The sequence below is a fragment of the Streptomyces lushanensis genome, from assembly GCF_001700515.1.
Classification (GTDB): domain Bacteria; phylum Actinomycetota; class Actinomycetes; order Streptomycetales; family Streptomycetaceae; genus Streptomyces; species Streptomyces lushanensis.
Window position 1 is genome coordinate 168 of record NZ_MAUD01000635.1, and the last position, 1,075, is coordinate 1,242.

General features: G+C 68.2%; 1 protein-coding gene. It reads left to right on the top strand.

What is annotated here, in order from left to right; all coding sequences use genetic code 11:
• Positions 1 to 46: 46 nt before the first annotated feature.
• A partial coding sequence (locus BFF77_RS32045; protein WP_066957070.1) for a sugar ABC transporter substrate-binding protein occupies positions 47 to 1,075 on the top strand: 1,029 nt, incomplete at its 3' end.

Below are 1,075 nucleotides of genomic sequence, written 5' to 3' on the forward strand. Positions count from 1 at the left end.
CTCCGGGCCGCTGAGCCGCACGTTTCATCCCTTTCAGGAGGAATTCATGGTCACCCGCACGGCTGTCGCCGCGTTCGCCGCCTGCGCGGCGCTGCTGGCCGCCACCGGCTGTTCGTCCAACTTCGACGACAGCAAGGAGCCGTCCCAGGACAAGGCCGCCAAGCAGAGTCTGACGGTCCTCATCGCCACCTCGGGTGACGCCGAGACCCAGGCGGTGAAGGACGCCGCCGCCGCGTACGCGAAGAAGTCCGGCAACACGGTGACCGTCGAGGCCGCCAAGGACATGAACCAGCAGCTCGCCCAGGCCTTCGCCGGGCACAAGCCGCCGGACGTCTTCTACGTCAACTCGGACCAGTTCGCGAACTACGCCAAGGGCGGCTCGCTCTACGCGTACGGCGACGAGATATCCGACGCCTCCGACTTCTCCGAGCAGCTCCGCAACTCGTTCACCTACGACGGCAAGCTGGTGTGCCTGCCCAAGGACACCTCCACGCTCGGCCTCGCCGTCAACACCGACCTGTGGACGAAGGCCGGCCTGACGGAGAAGGACTACCCGAAGACCTGGGACGACCTGCGGACCGTCGCCGACAAGCTCACCACCGGCGGTGTCACCGGCCTGGTCACCAGCGACGAGTACCAGCGCCTGGGTGTCTTCATGAAGCAGGCGGGCGGCTGGGTGACCGACGCCGACCAGAAGACCATGACCGCCGACTCCCCCGAGAACGCCGAGGGGCTCTCCTTCGTCCAGTCCCTGCTCAAGTCGGGCTCGATGAAGTTCGCCAAGAACGTGGACACCAGCTGGGGCGGCGAGGCACTCGGCAAGGGCAAGGCCGCGATGACCATCGAGGGCAACTGGCTCGACGGCGGGATGAAGCTCGACTACCCGGACGTCAAGTACGCCGTGGCACCGCTGCCCGAGGGCCCGGCCGGCCAGGGCACCCTCGCCTTCAGCAACTGCTGGGGCGTCGCCGCCGACAGCGCGCACCGCGAGGCGAGCGTCGACCTGGTGAAGGCGCTGACCAGCGCGGACCAGCAGATCGCCTTCGCCGACGCGTTCGGCGTCATGCCGTCGCGG